The following is a 17,517-nucleotide window of genomic DNA, read 5'->3' as shown; positions in this document are numbered from 1 at the left end:
TACTTGCCTTCACTCGCAACTCGTCACTCGCAACTCGCAACTCTCCCATGAATTTCACCACTCCCCACGGCATGTCTCGGCGGCACTTCATGCAGCACTTGGCGGGGGCTTCGGCGCTCGCGGGGCCGGCGCTGGCGCTCACGCATTCATTGCGGGCGAACGCGGCGGAGCTGAAGCGGAATCACAAATCGTGCATTCTGCTGTGGATGGGGGGCGGGCCGCCGACGATTGATATGTGGGACATGAAGCCGGGGGCGGCGACCGGCGGGAAGTTCAAGCCGATTTCGACGGCGGGCGAGGGGCAGATCAACGAGCTGTTGCCGCAGGTGGCGCAGCAGATGAAGCATCTGTCGATCGTGCGGTCGATGAGCACCCGCGAGGCGGACCACACGCGCGGGACGTACTACCTGCACACGGGGTTCGTGCCGAATCCGAACGTGATTCATCCTGGCTACGGGTCGGTGGTGGCCCACGAGCTGGCGGCGAAGACGGCGGGGCTGGAGATTCCGCCGTTCGTGTCGGTCGGCGGCGGGAGCGAAGGGCCGGGGTTCCTCGGCATGGGGTACGCGCCGTTTCAGGTTGATTCGAACGGGCGGGTCCGCAATCTCGACGCACCGGCGGAGAAGGGGCGGATGCGCGATCGGATGGAGCTGCTCGGCATGCTTGAGCGGCGGTTCATCGACCAGAATCGCGGCAGCGCGGCGGGCGAACATGCGAAGGTGCTGCGGAACACGATCGACTTGATGTCGAGCCAGCAGATGGAGGCGTTCAAAGTCGACAGCGAACCGCAGGCGATGAAAGATCGCTACGGCACGAGCGGCTTTGGTCGCGGCTGTTTGATGGCCCGGCGGCTGGTGGAGACGGGCGTGCCGTTCGTCGAGGTCTCGATGGGCGGCTGGGATCTGCATCAAAATTGCTTCACGACGCTGGAGCAGAAGCTGCCGGAACTCGATAAGGCGATGAGTGCGCTGGTGGAGGATCTCGACGAGCGGGGGTTGCTCGACGACACGGTCATCTTGTGGATGGGCGAGTTCGGGCGGACGCCGCGGATCAACGAGACGGCGGGCCGCGATCACTGGGCGCGGAGCTGGAGCGTGGTGATCGGCGGCGGCGGCATCCCCGGCGGGAAGGTGATTGGCGCCACGAACGAAGATGGCACCGCGGTGACGACCGAGCCGTACAGCAGCGAAGACCTGATGGCGACGGTCTGCCGGGCGATGGGGATCTCGCTGGAGACGGTGTTCACGGCGAGCAACGGGCGGCCGATGAAGATTGCGAATGGGGGGAAGGTGATTTCGGAGCTGGTGTAGCTGGCTTGGCTCTCAAGTTTCTTGCGAAGGCTAAGTTTTAAATCTCTCGCAGAGGCGCAAAGGTGCAAAGAAACGCAAAGAAAAAATTGAGAAAGAGTGCGTGAGAACGGATGGATTCGGAATCTTCCGACGATGCGATGGTTGGTGAAAAGGATTCGCCGTCGGCCGTTGCGCATGAGCCCGATTGGGCGGCGATAGAGCGCGAAGAGGCGCGGCGAGCTCGGTTGCCGATTTACATTGCGATTGGCGTGGCGGCTTTGCTACTACTGCCGATGGCGGCTTTTGGCGTACTCGGGCTGGCGGCCTTGGGGTTCAGCATGATGCGTTCTGCTCTCGTTCATCGTGGCGAAGGCTGGATGTTTGGCGCCGGGCTGGGGACGTTTTTTATGGCGATTTCCGTGCCGGTGCTGTTGTTCATGGTCGTTAGTCGATTCTTTGGTTGAGTCTCTTAGCTGGTTGGGGACTTTTACTTCTCTCGCAAAGGCGCGAAGACGTCAAGAAACGCTAAGAAAACAGCGGAGCCATCTTCACACATCCCGTCCTTCATCAGCCCTTCACTCTTCCTTCTTCGCGCGCCTTCGCTCCTTCTCCGCCCGCCAATATGCGGGAGAATCAGCCCGCATAACCCCTACAGCCACAATCGTTTGCATTCTTTGTAGCAGGCAACGAGAATCAATTGGGTAGCTTGCCTCCGGCGGTTTTTGCCCGTCGTTTGCCCCGCGCGTCGTGATCTTTGGGGAGGGGCTCCGTCCGTCGCGTCGATCCCGTAGGTGCGTCTCGGTGAACCGTTTGATTTTCAACTACGCACCGGCCGCGCTCGTCTGCTCGATCAGTCTGTTCATATGCTCCGTCGAGTTCGCAACGGCGGCGGAGGCAAATGAAGCGATCTTCCCCGAGCAGCGGAGTTCGCTCACGCCGCTCATGCCGCTGGAGCAAGGTTGGGACAATCCGCCGCGCGAGGCGCGGACGCGCTGTTGGTGGTGGTGGCTCAACGGCAACGTCACGGCCGAGGCGATCACGCGCGACCTCGAAGAGATGAAGGCGAAGGGTTTCGGCGGCGCCAACATCATCGACGCCGGCGGGGCGACGCAGACGGGACACGATCCGGTGCCGCACGGGCCCGACTTCGGTTCGCCCGAATGGCGAGTGCTGTTTCTACACGCGCTGGCGGAGGCAGACCGGCTAGGGCTGGAGATCGGCGTCAACATTGTCAGCGGTTGGAATATGGGGGGGCCGACCGTAACGCCCGAACAGGCGTCGAAGAAATTGATGTGGACATGGACCACCGTTGACGGCGGCGAGTTGGGCGCTGCGATTGACGTGCAACTCGAACAGCCGCCGACAGTGGGCGACTACTATCGCGACGTCGCCGTGATCGCGTTCCCCGATCCAGGCGAAGCGCCGGCGACGATCGAGCGGTTCCGGCCGAAGGCGTATCACGACTACCCAGGGAGTTCGAGCGCAAACGACGCGGGATGGCTGTTGCATCCGGGCGGCGGCAGCGAGGAGGGAGTCGTTGATCCGCAAAGCGTGCGTGATATTTCCGACTCCGTCGACGAAACGGGACGCCTGCAGTGGCAGGCGTCGCCGGGGCAGTGGCGCGTGGTGCGGCTCGGCTACACGCTTTCGAATTCAATCGTCTCGACTTCTAGCGAGGGATGGAACGGCTGGGCGATCGACTATCTCGATCGGCATGCGTTCGACAAATATTGGGAAGACGTCGTCGCGCCGATTCTAGACGAAGCGAAGCCCTACCTCGGCAAGACGCTGCGTTATCTGCAAACGGACAGTTGGGAACTCGGCCCGGTGAACTGGACGCCGCAACTGCCGGCGGAATTCGCCAAGCGACGCGGTTACGAGCTTGATTCAATGCTGCCGGCGCTTGCGGGGTACGTCGTGGGCGATCGCTCCACTTCGAACCGGTTTCTCGCCGACTTTCGCCGGACGCTCGCCGAATTAATCGCCGAGAACAACTACGGCGCGTTCGCGGAACATGCGCACGCGCATGGGCTGGGGATTCATCCCGAATCGGGCGGGCCGCACTCGGCGCCGATCGATGCGCTGCTCTGCCTGAGCAAGAGCGACGTGATGATGGGCGAGTTCTGGGGGCCGTCGCCGCATCGTCCGACCGACGACTCGCGATTCTTCACCAAGCAACCGGCGTCGGCCGCGCATCTGTACGGGCGGCGAACAGTGCTGGCCGAAGCCTTCACGACCATCGGGCCGCACTGGGAAGAGGGCCCGCGCGAGTTGAAGCCAGTGTTCGATCGCGCGGCGTGCGAGGGGTTGAACCTTGCGATGCTGCACACGTTCGATTGCTCGCCGCCGGAGATGGGGCTGCCGGGGCAGGCGTACTTCGCGGGGACGCACATCAATCCGAACACGACCTGGTGGCATGCATCGGGACCGTTCTTCGCGTATCTCAATCGCTGCCAATTCTTGCTGCAGCAGGGATTGCCGGCGAACGACGTGCTCTACTTCTACGGCGAAAACGTGCCGAGCTTCGTGCGCGTGAAGGAAAACGATCCGGCTCGCCTGCTGCCGGGCTACGACTACGACGTGACGAACGCCGATGCGCTGATCTCGCGGACGCGGGTCGAAGCGGGGCAGATCAAACTGCCGGACGGAACGAGTTACCGCGCCCTCGTGCTGCCGGCGTGCGGCAACGGCTACGGGTTGGAAGCGCTGCGGCACGTCGCGACGCTCGTCGACGACGGGGCGACGGTGATCGGCGAAAAACCGAGCACGCCGATCGGGCTCGCAGGCGGGGCTGAAGCGGCGGCGGAGTTCGCGGCGCTGGCGGAGCGACTGTGGCCTAAAGAGCCGGCCAAAGACGCCGCAGGGCAGGGGGGCCCCGCGACGAAACGCGTGATCACTGGCAAACCAACGCGCGAAGTTTTGCGGCAGCTGGGCGTTCCGCAGGATTTTGAGTTCCTCTCGCCGACGGGAGACCAACAGGTCGACTTTATCCATCGGCGGACGAGCGAAGGCGACTTGTACTTCGTCTCCAATCGGCTCGATCGGTGGGAGACTGGCAAGGCGATGTTCCGCGTCGCTGGTCGGCAGCCGGAGTTGTGGGATCCAGTGAGCGGCGAACGGCGCGACGCGACGGCGTTCGCCCAGAATGAAAGCGAGGGACGCACCATCGTCCCGCTCATGTTGCCGCCGCATGGCTCGACGTTCGTCTTGTTTCGGCGACCGGTCGCCGAGAGAGTAACGAACGAGGCGCCGCAGGAACGATTCTATCGGCCGATTGTGAAGATCGTCGGACCGTGGCGAGTCTACTTCGATCCGGCGCGCGGCGGGACCGGCGAAGTAACCTTCGGCGCGCCAGGGAGTTGGACCTGGCGAACCGAAGAAGGGAACAAGCACTACTCAGGTCCGGTCGACTACCGGATCACGTTCGAGATGCCGCCGGGCAGCGTCGCGGCGGCGAAGAAGGCGGGGCGTTCGTTCTGGCTCGACCTCGGCGACGTGAAGAACATCGCCGAAGCGGAACTCAACGGCAAGCCGATCGGCACGGCGTGGACGGCGCCGTTTCGTTTCGACGCCACCCCCGCCATGCGCGAAGGAGCGAACGAACTGAAGATCACGGTGACCAATTTGTGGCCGAATCGATTGATCGGCGACGCGAAGCTGCCGCCGGAGCAGCGGATCACGCGGACGAATATTCGGAAGTACAAAGCCGATAGCCCGCTGATGCTGTCGGGAATGCTGGGCCCGGTGCAGGTGCTGGAGCGGGAGTGATTGGCGCCACTCGTGGGATAAATGCGGAGAGATTTACCACGAAACACATGAAATGACACGAAAGAGTCACTTCGTGTGTTTCGTGGTTAAAAACTCTTCCTGCGAACCGCCAGGGCCACCAATGCCAATGAAGCAAGCGCGGCGGTCGCGGGCTCGGGAACGGCGGTTTGGGCGATCGCTGCGGCGGGGGTCCAAGTTTGGCCGTAGTGGCGTTGCCACACGACGAAGTCGGCGCCGTCGCTGACGCCGTCGCCATTGGCGTCGGCGGCATTCGTGACGCCGAAGGCCCCGCGCCAGATCGCGAGGTCTGCGGCGTTGACCGAGCCGTTCATGTCGAAGTCGCCGGGGATTTGATAGACGACCTCGCCCGAAAGCGGCGTCGAATCGCCGGCGAGCAGGAACTGGAACGAGAGGTCGGTCGCGCCGTTCGGATCGAACAAGGCGCCGAGCTTGAAAGCAGCGTGCTTGTTGAACGCCATCGCCCCGCTCATCAACAGTTCCGAGACGCGAGTCGCCGAGGCGTTCGCTTCGAACCACTGCCCGCCGCTGGCGTTTTGATCGTCGAGGCTGAGCCAATCGCCAACGCCTGGTTCAAGCGAGCCGTCGGCGGAACTGATCGTGTAACCGTCGATCGCGACGTCGAAGTTCGACATGTTGCGGACGGTCGCCTCGCCGGTGAGCGGATTGACGAACATGACGATGTTGTTGTAACCGACGTACTCGACGACGCCGTTGCGGGTTCCGGCGGCGGTGGTGTATTCAAATTTCAGGTCGCTCGACTGAATCGCCTGAGCGAGCGACGCGGCGTTCGTCGCCATCGCCTGGCCGAGAGTCGCCGTCGCGGCGTTATTGAGTTGGAGCGAGTTGAAGGGATTCAGTTCGCTGAGCCGAGTCGCCAGGTGGTTCGCCTCCTGCCACCCGGGGCGCGATTGATCGGCGAGGCTCGACCAGCCCGCGGGATTGAGCGAACCCGCGGCGGAGCTGATTGAGTAGCCGTCGACGGCGACGGTCTCGCCGGTGGCGTTGCGAATCGTCGCGAGGCCGGTGCTGCGATCGACGACTAGGTGGAGCTTCGGCGCCGTGAGGTCGGCGAAGAAGGCGTTCGAATCCCAGTCGAGGACCTCGATCGGCGACCCCGTTTGGCCCAGGCCGCTTGGTTGGTAGAGAAAGCTGAGGACGCGATCTTCGCGCCAGCGGTTGACGTCGTACGTCGGCTCCCAGTTGCCGAGGTCTTCGGTCGTGAGATCGAACGTTTGCCAATCGTTCCGTTGCGGGCTAACGCTGTAAGCGATCGTGAGTCCGTTGGCGTCTTGATTGTCGCGATAGGCGACGATCGCGCGATTGGCGTCGTCGATGACGACGATCGGCCGAGCCATGTCCCGGACGACGGCCTCGGTCGTTTTCTCGGGGCCGTCGATCGTGCGGTGGCTGATCTGCGAGGTCTTCCACTGCGATTGCGACTGATCGTACCAGGCGAACATGTACTGCCGAGCGTGGTCTCCTTGCGGGGCGCCGGGGGCGTACCAGGTGGCGAGCACCGGCTGGCCGAGTTTGTCGACGGCCATCGCCGTGGTGTTGATCAGGCTGCTTCCTTCGGGCAGATTGATCGCGACCTCGGCATTCGATTCATAGATCGGCGTCGTGTACGGGACGCCGGCCATGTTGGTCCAGGTGGCGCCATAGTCGTTCGAGCGAGCGTAGTTGATATTGTGATTGGTTTGAAAACCAGGTTCGCCGGTGGTCGTGTCGCCGCCGGTGCGCCAGGTCCAGGTGGCGTGCATCTCTCCGTTGGGGCCGAAGGCGAGTTCGTTGGGATACGCGTTGACGTCGGGCGAAGTGCTGCCGGGAGCGTTCTTGCCAATCCAAATGTCGTTGGCGCCGGCGCCGAGTTCGCTCCACGAGTCGGTCGCGGTGTCGTAGCGACGCATGCGATAGTCGCCGCTGCCGGAGGCGCCGTTACGGTAGGCGAAGAGCAGGTCGCCGTCGGGGAGGTTGTAAAAGTCGGGATAAGTGACGGCCGTGTTGTAGAGGCCAGTCATCGAGTTGGGCGCCGCGGCGTTGCCGACGGAGCCGCCGATGAGGTTGATCGGATTCGAATTGAGGACCGACGAGGTCGACTTGGTGTAGAGGAAGTTGTTCGAGTGCATGCCCCACGACATGTGGAAGATGCCGTCGCCGTCGATCCCGATGCTGCTGATGTCGTGATCGTCGTTGATGTTATAGGCGGTGAACTCGGTGCGAAAAATATCCCAGGTCGATTGGCCGGTGCGGCGGCGACCGATGGCGATCTTGCCGTCTTGCTGGTAGTAGCTGGTGAACTGGTAATCGCCGACCGTGGTGAGCGCGTTGCGCTTGATGGGGACGGCGTTGATATTAGTGTTCGCGCGGGCGAAGTCGTTCGTCGCGGGGTTGTCGTCCTGGATGATGCTGCGGGTGACGAAGTTCTCCGCGCGAGCGGCTGGGGCGGAGCATACGCCGAGCGCGCCTGCAGCCAACAGTAGCGGGCGGAACTTGCGGAGCGCGGCGAAGCGCACTGCTGATCGTCGTGAGTGAGTGGGCTTCATTCCGCGGAGCTGCATGAGAGGTCGAGCAAAGGATTATCTTCCGGCTCCCTCCCCCTTGAGGGGAGGGTTGGGGAGGGGGTGGAACGCTGGTACCTGCTTCGCCACCCCTCCCTAGCCCTCCCCATCGAGGGGAGGGGACCAGACGGTTTTGTTTCTTAGATCCACTTGCGGTATCGTTAGCTGAAGCGTCTTCAAGCGGCCCTACGCGCAGCAAAGTCTACCGGCGTAGAGAGCCACCCCCGGGCGGAGCCCGGGGCTAGGGTGCGTGCGGGTTCTTTACGCAACTTAGAACTTCTCGACGAACGGCTTGCCGCCGTCCCAGGTAAGTTCGAAGTTGAGGTCGTCGCGGGGGCTCTCGACGGTGGCGGTCAGCCCCGACGCGGTGGGATCGCTGTATTTCTTCGGAGCGTGCCAGCGATGAGAGGTTTCGCTCAGCTGTTCATTCCCTGAAATCGTGACGGTGTAGTCGCCAGCGATGGCGCCATCCCCGCGATCATAAGTTGACAGAACATAGCGACCGTCGGCATCCAAACGGCCGCTAGATGCGCGGCCTGTCGCTGGCTTGAAAACGATGACGCCGAACTTCAACGGCTGCCCATCGACGGTGATTTTTCCCGAAATGGGAACCCGCGTCGGCCGGCCGTCGCCGCATCCGAGCAGGCAGCATGCCAGGATGGCAAGGAGGAGCGATGATCTCAACTGGTACGCAAACACACTGCTATCCGTTTAGGTTCTGGGAACGTCTGTCGTAATAACGCGAGAGACTAACCGCCGCAACGAGACTTGCCGGGCCTCGAATTTAATTGACCACCGCGATGTCGCTGTCAGCACGAGTCGAGAGGTACATGTAGGCACTCGCGTCGATGCCCTCATTCAGGAACGTGGCATGAGCGTCGCCAAAGACGAAGACGGCGCCCCCGGCATGGCGACTAGCGAAGCCGCCGTTGGTGCGATTGCCAGCCACGTCGATCACGCCGCCGACGCCGCCTGGCTCGCCGGGAATGGAGTTGATTTGCGTGGCCGTCGTTCGCATGCACGAGTTCCAGCGATTGCCGTTCGTCCAGATGTTGGAATTAACGACTTTTCCGTCAATCGCCGTCTCTCCGTAACCGTTAATGACTTCACCAGCGAAAATTGTGTTGCTAAGTCCGTCCGATATTTCGGCTCCCTTCATCTGACGTGCGTAAAAAAAGACGCCGTCGCCGTTCCACTTGTAATCCAATGCCGGAGTCGGAGACAGGAGAGGGTTAGCTCCTGACTTATTAAGCGAAGTCACGCTGCCAGAGCACAAGGCATAGCTACCGGTGGCGTATTGATAGCGAGCCGGTGCGACGTGGACATACTCGGCGAATTCCTTATTGTCGCTATCCGATGGACAAGCCATTAAGTCTGGGCGTTGCCGCACGCCTTGTTGGACTCCCACGTCAACAATCCAATCAGTTGCACCCGTCGTGGCCGACCAGAGGGGAAATTGTTCGGGCTGCAGCAAATTGTAGAGTGCTTGTTGTTCAACGTACGGAAGAATAAAGACCAGTCCACTCGCGCCGCTGCCAGCCATCTCCATACCTTTGGAACTCTTGCGCGAACTGCAGTCGACGCCGTCGAAGGCAGTCACGCCGGTGGCGCCCTCGCAACCCTTGCGCGCCGCCGGGAAACGCTTCTTGGCGTCCTCGACTCCAAGCAGCCCAAGGCCGACTTGGCGCAGGTTATTAATGCACTGCGACCGGCGAGCCGCTTCGCGGGCGGCCTGGACGGCGGGGAGCAGTAGGGCGACTAAGACCCCGATGATGGCGATGACCACCAACAGCTCGACGAGCGTGAATCCTGCGACGCGACGTTTCATCTTCCTATCCTCGGACGCTGGGGGACGTTCCGTTGTGATATCCGCGACGACGCCGCGGCTCTCGACTGTAACTATTCGCAAGCCGACGCCGCCCCTGGCTGCCCCCAACCGGGGGCGACGGTCGACTTACGCTGACTCGTTGACTATTTCCGCCGCCGCGACGCCGCGACGACGGCCATGATTCCGCCTATGCCGATCGTCAGCGACGCCGGCTCGGGAATCGAGGTGAGACTGAATTTTGAAATCTTCGCCGTGACGGCGCCGTTGTTCTGAGCAAAACCAACGGCGCCAATGTCGGCGGCCGTCAGATTGAGCGCTCCGGACGACACCTGGGTGTAAGCGACGTCGGCAGGGCGCTTTGCGTAAAAAGTGGCCGTGTAAGTCGGAGCCGTCGTATCGAGGACAATCCGCACGTCGTAGCTGCCGCCGCCCGAGGGGCCCGCCGCAGCCCAGTTCGACGCGCCAGCCGTGCCGCCGCCGACGAACTGTTGATTGACGGCGGTCGTGGTGCGAATCAACGTCCAAGCGCGGCCAATGCTATCGCCTTCGACGAATCGATTAATCGCTCCTTCGACGTTGGCAGGAACCGTCTTCGCGAAGCCCAGGGCGACCCAGGTATTTGACGCCGACAAATTGACGCTGAACGAAGCGTCCAACGCATAAACGTTTCCCGCGGCAGGCGTAAACGGCAGGAATGCTCCGCGTTGAATGTTCGTCGCGTACGTGCCGTCTGCCTTAAATCCCGAGTAGGCTGCCCACGCGTTCGTCCCGCCGTTGTTGTCGACGTCGGGCGCCACGCCGTGCAGCGGCGCCGCGTTGCTGCCGCCGAAGTTATGGCTGTAAATCGTGGCGCCGTCGGCGAGGGCTGCGCCCCCGACCGTCAGTAGCAGCGCCAGGAACAGGGTTTTCATTAGACGCACTCCTCAAGGTGTCAGTACGGAAAGTCGACGCCCTTCTCTGTTCGCGATTCAGGCTGGCGTTCTTACCCGCGTCTTCTCGCCGCCGTGCCGCACTTCGCGGCGACGAGGCAGCAGAGCAGCAACGCGGCCGTCGACGGTTCCGGAACGGCGGCCGAAGCCACCGTCGCAGCGCCAGCGCCGAAATTGCGTTGCCAGATCAGGAAGTCGGCGCCGTCGCTCTTGCCGTCGCCGTTGGCGTCGGAGTTCGCGTTGACGCCGTAGTCGCTCTTCCACTTCGTCAGGTCGGCGGCGTTGACCAAGCCGTTGCCGTCGAAGTCGCCGGGAACCGAAGGCGCGGTGATCGTGCCGTAAACCACGGCGCCGGTGCGGGCCGTCGCTTCGCCGCTGAGGAGGAACTGGAACGTCAGGTCTTTCTTACCGGAGGTCTCGTTGTAAGCGCTGCCGATTGGCAGCGACTGGTTCGTCGAGAGATTGACCGATCCGCCAAACTTGAGCTCCGAGATGCGGTTGACGTTGACGTTGGCTTCCTGCCAATCGCCGCCGGCGGCGTTCTGGTCGTCGAGACTGCTCCACTGAGCGGTGTCGAGGGCGCCGAACGTCGAGGCGACCGTGTAGCCGTCGAGCGAGATCGGGAAGTTCGACGTGTTGCGAATCTGCGTCTGACCGGTCGCCGGATCGACGAGCAGCGTCAGGTTGTTGACCTTCTGGGAGCCGATGTAGTTGATGACGCCGGTGCGCGTGACGCCGCCGTCGGTGTAGGTGAAGGCGAGGTCTTCAGTGGCGTCGCCGAGAGCGACTGGCGTCGGGGCCTGGAACACGTTGCCCAGGGCCTGCGACCCGCCGCCGGCAAGGTTGAGCGTACCGCTCGGATTCAGCTGGCTGATCCGGTTCGCCGAGGAATTGGCCGTTTGCCAAGTTCCGCCGACGGGAGTGAAGTTCGCCAAGTTCAACGCGCCGAGGGTCGTCGACGAAACCGAGAAGCCGTCGAGCGCGATCGCCGAGGCGCCGGGATTGCTGATCGAAACGGCGCCGGTGCCGCGGTTGACGTTGAGCACCAGTCGCTGCTCGATGCCCAGTTGAACAAGCTTGCCGTTCGTGCCGCCGGCTTGCGTCCGAGTGGCGAAGATCTGGCCGAGCGGAAGATCCTTCGCTTTCGAAGCGTCGATAGCGGCAAATTCGCCGGCGACGTTGTTGACGTCGAACAAGTTCCAGACGTTCCCGATGGTCGGCGTGATCCCCGCGGCGAACTCCAACGCGAGCGTGCCGTTCATACCGACCGTATTGGCCTTGAGGGCCGAGTGGCTCGTGCCGCCTGCGACTGCGGCGCCGGTGATCTGCGCAATAAACGTGCTGTTGCTTTGGAGTCCAATCGAGTCGGCGGCCGTGAAATTGACGTTCGGACCGATAACGCGCGTCGTTCGGCCCAACGTTGCCGTCTGAACGTTAACAGTCGCATTTCCGGCGCCAGCAAGGCTGCCGAGCGTCAACGAACTTGCCGTCGCGCTGCTTACAGCGAAGCGGAGTCCACTGAGCGAGCCGCCGCGATCAACGCTGAGGGCGCCAATGCCGGCAGAGCCGACGGTGATGCTGCCGTCGCCTTCGAAGGGATTGTCGATGACGTCAAGCGCGCCGCCGCTGGCGATTTGCAGCGTGCCCGAGTTATTAACGGCCAAACCAAGAACGAGGCCGCCGATGCTCGGCAAAGAATTCGAATTGACGACGGCTGAACCCGTCGCGACGCCCGCGGCGGGAGTCGCCAAAGTCCCGCCGATGACCGCAAATTCATTGAGGTTGGCGTCTGGTACAGATCCAGCGCTCCAATTCGCAGGAGTCGACCAATTGCCTGTCGGCTGCTGCCAGTAGTTAACAACGCCGGCTACCTGGGCGTTTGCGGCAGAGGCGAGGAGAGCGCAGATCATCGCTGCGAACCCTCCTTGCTTTGCCAGAGTGAACAGTTTCATGAGTGAGCTCCGCACTTGAGTGTTGCAAGAAGTCGGTTCAGAGGTCGTTGCACCGCAGAGCGAAAGCCGACTAGGCCTCGCACGTCATCCGACGCCGAAACGTCGTTAACGCCGTAACGGCGACAATGGCGAGCCCTGCCGTCGAGGGCTCTGGAACGCCGAACGAACCGATGCTTGCAATCACTTCAGCGCTGGCGACGCTCTTCCAAATGCGGAAGTCGCTAAAATTCACCACGCCGTCGCTATTGAGGTCGCCGAGCGAGCGAGTGGTGACGTTCGTGAACAGGTTGTCGCGGATAATGTTGAAATCCAGCGCGTTGACGGCGCCGTTGCCGTCGACGTCGCCGAGGATAAAGACCTGGCCGGTGGTTTCGAGGGTGAAGTTGGTGATCTTCGCGTCGATCACATTCGCGGCGGCGCTCGTCGCGAAGCCGACGGAGCCGATGTCGGTGGCGGTGAGCGGCAGATTGCTGGGCGAAACCTGCGTGTAAGCAACGTCGGCCGGACGCTTGGCGTAGAACGTCACGTTGTACGCGGCAGTCGTGTCGAGGACGATCTTCAGGTCGATGTCGCCGGCGTACATTTCCGTGCCGAGCCAATCGAGCTGATTGGCGGCGAAGGTGCCGGTGTTCGCGTCGCCGCGCTGGGTTTGGTTCTTGGTGGTCGCCGAAGTGCTTTGACCGCGGAACAGCATCCAGGCCTTGCCGACGCCCGCACCGCTAAGGAACCGATAGTCGTTGCCAGCCGTCGTGGCGGTGTTCGCCGGAATGCCTTCGGCGAAGCCGATGGCCACCCAGTTGGTGTTGCCGGTGACGCCCGTCAGGCTTGCCGACAGGGTGTAGACGTTGCCAGCAGCCGGGATGAACGGCAGGAAAGCCCCCGTACCGCCGGTCACGGGGGTCATGTTGCCGTCGGCGGTGTAGTTGGTGTGGGCCGCCCAGGCGTTCAGGCCGCCGTTGTTGTCGACGTCGGGAGCTTGGCCGTTGAGCGTCGACGACGGCAGGCCAGTGAAGTCCTCGTCGTAGAGGACGGCGGCGCGAGTCGAGGCGCTGTTTCCAGCCACGATGCAAGCAGAGAAGAGGGCTAGACAAGCGACAATGCGACGTCGTGAGGCCATTAAAGCGTCTCCTAGATGGAACGTGTGCCCAACCTGCCGGCGTCGAGGCAACGGACGCCGGGGGGAGGCAGTTTCGGCTGCGAATTGCAAAAGGTGACAAGACCGCGGGATCGCCGCCCGGAAGCGACGGCGTCCTAGCCGCACTGAGATGGGGAGCTGCCAGGACGTTTCCTATTACACTCAGAAAGGGCCACATTAGCGAGCGGTTTCATCCCTTGTTTTAAGACCGGCCGCGTAGGCAAAATCCCTGATATTTCTGCCCCTCGGCGGAGGGGAGCCTTCCATTCCGGCCTCCGCTGCCGGGGAACTCCGTATTTCTCCATCCTAGAACTTGCGCAAGCGGGCTGCTGAATTCGCGAGGGGTCTGGCAGCACAGGCTCGGCCACGGCAAGAAGGCGCTGCGAGGGGCGTTGCTGCTGAGAATGCCTGGGCGGCTTGGCAAAACGGACGGGCCTGCAGACCGCCGAAGGTAACGGCAATTCAAGAGACGAGACGAACAGGCGGGGAGCGTCTGTCGCAGCATCCTCCAGAATTATCGCAGGGCGGCGCGCTAGGGCGCCGCCCTGCTCAAGGAGTTCCGCCAAGAAGCAAGCACAAATGCCTTGCGCGAATGACAAAAGACGAACACTAGCTCCAATATTCTTCGATGAAGAGCAGTTCCAGGGCCCCAATATCGGTCAGATCATCGCCAGTCCAGTAATCGACGCTGCGATCAAATCCTCGCTGGTCCTCCGTCAAGCCCCACAACAAGGCGATCGCATCGTCCGCGGCGTCGACCGCCGGGCTGTCGACCGTCAACGCATGAGTGCGAATCTTGTTCGTACGGTAGTAATCGAGATCCTTCACGCCTGAAGAGTCGAGGCTCGACAAGATAATGTTCCCCAAGCCAGACAGGCCGCCGTCGTAGCCGGCCCGCACGAGGTTGTGCGAACTGCTTGCATCCAACGCCAGGCCTTCAATGTCAACGTCCCAGGCGTTGTCGACGATGATCGTGTTGTGCACCAACACGGGGCGTGCAACGCCCATGAGTTGGTCGGTGTACAAACCACTACCAAAATCGGCTCCATTCGCCGAAATCGTCGAATTGATGATGACGGCGTCCGTGGCGTCGTAATCACCGTCCGTGAGCCCAATGTAGACGCCGCCGCCGTATCCGCCGCCGCCGCTAACGGCGGTGTTCCCCGAGATAGTGCTATTGAGAATTGCGATACTGCCGCCGAGATCTCGCGAATGGTAAATCCCGCCGCCGTTGCCGAACCATTGCGTGAGCGAGTTATCGGAAACCTCGCTGTTTAACACGGTGAGGTTTCCGGTGCTGTAAACGCCCCCGCCGCCATTGACGGCGATATTACCGACGACGCGAACTCCATCCAGCGTCAGCGATCCAACATTGTAGATGCCGCCGCCGAGATCGGTGGATTCGTTGGCCTCGACGACGAGGTCGCGAAGCGTGACGGAGCCGCCACTCAAAATTCCTCCGCCGAAATCAGCCTCCCCGCCAGTCACCGTAAATCCTTCCAGGGTGACGGCCCCGCCGACAATGAACACCTGATTCCCGTCGCCGTCAAAGATAAGCTTGTCGGGGCCCGGGCCCACGAGAGCAAAGTCGTGTGAGCTGCCTAAGGTTGCCCCCAGCGTGATCGTCAGCGGACCGCTATCAAAGAGCTCGGGCGCGAACTCGATGCGCTCGACGCCCGCAAGCTGTCGCGAAAGATACAATGCCTCGCGGATGCTCAAATCCTCAACGTAGGAAATCGCATTCGACCGGTCGTAATCGACGCGGACCGTGAGCACGAGGCTGTTATTCGCCTCGAAGGCCCCGATGTCGCGGTACCCGTCGCTTCCATTCGCGTTCAGCGGCAGATTGAACTCGCGAGGAAGCCCGCGCTGATCGTAGGCGAGGGCGACGTCGTTGCTGCCCTTGTCTACAGCAAGGCTTGCGGTCAGCAGCGCGTGCGTCTTCGTTTTGCCGCCGTAGTCCCCGAGCGGCGCAAGACCTGCATTCTGCAGGCTGGTCAACACGATGTTATTGTTCGTGTTGTTGACGAGCCCGCCGGCTCCCCCGCTGCCGATGAGATTGAAAGTGCTGTTCGTCGCGTCGACGGAGCCGTAAATATCTTTCTTGGCGCTAGTCGTGTACTCCTTATTTTCGGAGATGATCGTGTTGTGCAGAACCGGGTCCGACGTGTTGTTGAGGCGCTGGAGACCGCCGCTTTCGTCGCCGATATTGTAGGCGACTGTCGAATTCACCATGGTGAACGGAGCTAGGCTATTCTGCAGGCGGATGGCGCCGCTGTAGAGGGCCTGATTGCCCGAAAACGTGCTGTTCTTAATTTCGATCGAGCCGGTGTTCGTGCTGTCGGCGGCGAGGCCGCCGCCCGCCGAGTAGGTCGAGGCGCCAAGGCCCAAGCCGACGTTGTTGGAAATGGTGCTACCAGCGATCTCAACGTCGCCGCCGCCGACGCTAAGGTAGAGGCCGCTGCCAACCGCAGCATGATTGCCATCGACGGTGCTATTAGTGAGCCAGAGCGAGGCGTTTCCCGTCAATCCGTTCTGGGTGAGAATCCCGCCGCCATACCCCCCCGCGGTGGTGGTATTGCCGCTAACGACGACGCTGTCGAGGGTCAAGCTGCCGTTATTGAGGATGCCGCCGCCGGTAGAGACGCTGCCGCCATCGGTGACGGTGAGCCCGCTAATCGTGGCGCCGACGCCCGCATTGACCTTAAAAACTCGACTAGCGCCCCCGGCGTCGATGGTCAGCTGACTCGCCCCCGGCCCCCTGATTTCGACGTCGGCCGCGACAGACAACTCGCTGCCAGACAAACCGATGCTCGATACCGACGGAGCGAACAGGATGAGGTCATTGCTCCCGGCTGAAGCGCTCGACATGGCAAGCGCCTCGCGCAACGTCAGGTTGCCGAAGGTGCGATTCGCGTCTACGCCATCGCCGCTTGAAGAAACGATGTAGACGTTTTGCGTGCCGGAGCTGACCATTGCATTAGCGATTTCGGCCAGGTCGGCTTCGTCGACGACGCCGTCACGATTGAGATCGCCCTGCACGTAGGTCGGCCTGCCGATAATCCCTTCGCCGCGCCATCCCTGCTCCCACAACTCGTAGTCGTCGATATTAACTTCTCCGTCGCCGTTAACGTCTCCGCCCCCAGGCCCGCCGGGAGGACCTCCGCCCGATCCGTCTTTGGTGGCATAGCCCCAGATGGCGGACACGATGTCCCAGTTGCTTATTGCCGTACCGCTAAACAATCCGCCGGCGCCGAAATCATTCTCGTCGTGGATTCGCACTTCGAGATCGACATTGCTCCCGTGAGTGAGCCCTGTGATTTCAAAGTCCACGTACTTCTCTAGAGTGTGGCTACCCAAATCCCCGGACTCTCCTGGAATGTTTGAATTAGCCTGCCATGTTTCGTCAGCAGGATCGCTCGTTGAAATTCCATCAAAAATGGTCGCCGTCACGTACTGCCCGCCGGCGCTTGCCCTCACCTCCATGCTCAGTTGGCCGCCGCCAGAACCGCCCACGCTATCACTGCCATACGCAGCAAGCAGCATCGTGCCGTGAAACGTGAAAGTTGCCCCCGGCTCCAGGAGAAAGTCGTCGTTTACCAACTGAAATAGACCTCCGCCGATCGCCAACTGCGGATCGACTCCACTGCCGGTAAACGCCCAGAAGTTCGCGTTTCCGTCGACGACTGCGGCAACTTGGTACGCCGCAACGACAGTGGGAACGAAAACGAATGCGCCAAATCCCGTCAAATTACTCGCCAATCCGCTGCGTTCTTGAATTACTTGCCCCGCAATGTCGCTAACCTGAGCAAACCCGCCGCCAGCTTGAAGCACCGGGTCGCCGTCATATCCGTCTACGCCGTCGTAACTGATGCGAGGCCCGGAAGCGTAATGAGTGTTTGCCACGGCGTGGTACGACACAAATTGATCGTCGTTGTCCATGCGCTCGAAATAAACCGCCAGCATTCTGCGCAGCTCTAGACTCTCCACCATGGAACGTCGCCCGACGCGCCAATCGGGCAAACGACGACGCCGAG

Annotated in this window: 10 protein-coding genes; 3 read left to right on the top strand and 7 right to left on the bottom strand. The window is 62.0% G+C overall.

Features of this window, described 5'->3' with window-relative positions; genetic code table 11:
* Window positions 1–47 precede the first annotated feature (47 nt).
* From PLANPX_RS01920 to PLANPX_RS01910, 3 genes are all read left to right on the top strand, one after another.
* Window positions 48–1,310: a DUF1501 domain-containing protein gene (locus tag PLANPX_RS01920; protein WP_152097090.1), complete on the top strand. Its 1,263-nt coding sequence runs from the start codon at window positions 48–50 to the stop codon at window positions 1,308–1,310.
* Window positions 1,311–1,420: 110 nt separating this feature from the next.
* Window positions 1,421–1,753, top strand: a complete 333-nt coding sequence (locus PLANPX_RS01915; RefSeq protein ID WP_152097089.1) for a hypothetical protein — start codon at window positions 1,421–1,423, stop codon at window positions 1,751–1,753.
* A gap of 337 nt (window positions 1,754–2,090) precedes the next feature.
* Window positions 2,091–5,057, top strand: a complete 2,967-nt coding sequence (locus tag PLANPX_RS01910; protein WP_152097088.1) for a glycosyl hydrolase — start codon at window positions 2,091–2,093, stop codon at window positions 5,055–5,057.
* A gap of 86 nt (window positions 5,058–5,143) precedes the next feature.
* On the opposite strand, the gene PLANPX_RS01905 is transcribed toward PLANPX_RS01910, so the two are convergent.
* The 7 genes from PLANPX_RS01905 to PLANPX_RS01875 form a co-directional block, all read right to left on the bottom strand.
* The gene (locus PLANPX_RS01905; protein ID WP_172991802.1) at window positions 5,144–7,621 is read right to left on the bottom strand and encodes a BNR-4 repeat-containing protein; all 2,478 of its coding nucleotides are present in this window, start codon (window positions 7,619–7,621) and stop codon (window positions 5,144–5,146) included.
* A gap of 285 nt (window positions 7,622–7,906) precedes the next feature.
* The gene (locus PLANPX_RS01900) at window positions 7,907–8,320 is read right to left on the bottom strand and encodes a hypothetical protein (RefSeq protein WP_152097086.1); all 414 of its coding nucleotides are present in this window, start codon (window positions 8,318–8,320) and stop codon (window positions 7,907–7,909) included.
* 100 nt (window positions 8,321–8,420) lie between these two features.
* Window positions 8,421–9,464 carry a DUF1559 domain-containing protein gene (locus PLANPX_RS01895; protein WP_152101765.1) on the bottom strand — a complete coding sequence of 348 codons (1,044 nt, stop codon included), beginning with the start codon at window positions 9,462–9,464 and terminating at the stop codon, window positions 8,421–8,423.
* Window positions 9,465–9,607: 143 nt separating this feature from the next.
* Complete coding sequence (locus PLANPX_RS01890; RefSeq protein WP_152097085.1) at window positions 9,608–10,375, bottom strand: hypothetical protein; 768 nt, start codon at window positions 10,373–10,375, stop codon at window positions 9,608–9,610.
* A gap of 71 nt (window positions 10,376–10,446) precedes the next feature.
* Window positions 10,447–12,345 carry a hypothetical protein gene (locus PLANPX_RS01885; protein WP_152097084.1) on the bottom strand — a complete coding sequence of 633 codons (1,899 nt, stop codon included), beginning with the start codon at window positions 12,343–12,345 and terminating at the stop codon, window positions 10,447–10,449.
* A gap of 70 nt (window positions 12,346–12,415) precedes the next feature.
* The gene (locus PLANPX_RS01880) at window positions 12,416–13,462 is read right to left on the bottom strand and encodes a dockerin type I domain-containing protein (RefSeq protein WP_152097083.1); all 1,047 of its coding nucleotides are present in this window, start codon (window positions 13,460–13,462) and stop codon (window positions 12,416–12,418) included.
* A gap of 627 nt (window positions 13,463–14,089) precedes the next feature.
* Complete coding sequence (locus PLANPX_RS01875) at window positions 14,090–17,446, bottom strand: right-handed parallel beta-helix repeat-containing protein (RefSeq protein WP_152097082.1); 3,357 nt, start codon at window positions 17,444–17,446, stop codon at window positions 14,090–14,092.
* Window positions 17,447–17,517: the final 71 nt, after the last annotated feature.

Origin of the sequence: Lacipirellula parvula (genome assembly GCF_009177095.1) — a bacterium.
Taxonomy (GTDB): domain Bacteria; phylum Planctomycetota; class Planctomycetia; order Pirellulales; family Lacipirellulaceae; genus Lacipirellula; species Lacipirellula parvula.
The sequence above is the reverse complement of the archived record's forward strand: the minus strand, read 5'-3'. Positions and strand labels throughout refer to the sequence as shown.

Excerpts from the sequence above, each read along its gene's own strand:
- PLANPX_RS01920 (WP_152097090.1), top strand. The coding sequence starts at position 48 with ATGAATTTCACCACTCCCCACGGCATGTCTCGGCGGCACTTCATGCAG.
- PLANPX_RS01915 (WP_152097089.1), top strand. The coding sequence starts at position 1,421 with ATGGATTCGGAATCTTCCGACGATGCGATGGTTGGTGAAAAGGATTCG.
- PLANPX_RS01905 (WP_172991802.1), bottom strand. The coding sequence starts at position 7,621 with ATGAAGCCCACTCACTCACGACGATCAGCAGTGCGCTTCGCCGCGCTC.
- PLANPX_RS01895 (WP_152101765.1), bottom strand. The coding sequence starts at position 9,464 with ATGAAACGTCGCGTCGCAGGATTCACGCTCGTCGAGCTGTTGGTGGTC.
- PLANPX_RS01890 (WP_152097085.1), bottom strand. The coding sequence starts at position 10,375 with ATGAAAACCCTGTTCCTGGCGCTGCTACTGACGGTCGGGGGCGCAGCC.
- PLANPX_RS01885 (WP_152097084.1), bottom strand. The coding sequence starts at position 12,345 with ATGAAACTGTTCACTCTGGCAAAGCAAGGAGGGTTCGCAGCGATGATC.
- PLANPX_RS01880 (WP_152097083.1), bottom strand. The coding sequence starts at position 13,462 with ATGGCCTCACGACGTCGCATTGTCGCTTGTCTAGCCCTCTTCTCTGCT.
- PLANPX_RS01875 (WP_152097082.1), bottom strand. The coding sequence starts at position 17,446 with ATGCTGGCGGTTTATTTCGAGCGCATGGACAACGACGATCAATTTGTG.